The sequence below is a fragment of the Peribacillus sp. SIMBA_075 genome, assembly GCF_046534585.1.
On the sequence record NZ_JAWRYN010000983.1, the window covers coordinates 1 to 258 of the forward strand.

At 43.4% G+C, this 258-nt stretch carries 1 protein-coding gene; it reads right to left on the reverse strand.

The features are described 5' to 3' along the window. The coding region (locus SB775_RS31215; RefSeq protein ID WP_410865158.1) for an acyl-CoA dehydrogenase family protein at positions 1 to 167 on the reverse strand (167 nt) is incomplete at its 3' end. Between the last annotated feature and the right edge of the window lie 91 nt (positions 168 to 258).

The following is a 258-nucleotide window of genomic DNA, read 5'->3' on the forward strand; positions in this document are numbered from 1 at the left end:
GGCCATGGAATGCCAGTAAGCCCGAGTTCAGCCATTTGATGGAAAATTTTCATATCAAAGCTTTCGTCTTCGTCGCGCTGTTCTGCTGTCGGTGCCACTTCGTTTTTCGCGAAGTCGCGTACCATTTTGCGGATCATTTTATGTTCTTCAGAAAGTTGAAAGTTCATTGTGTCATTTCCCCCAATTATTTTAATAGTTGTTTGCTGATGACGATGCGTTGGATTTCACTCGTGCCTTCATAGATCTCCGTGACTTTAG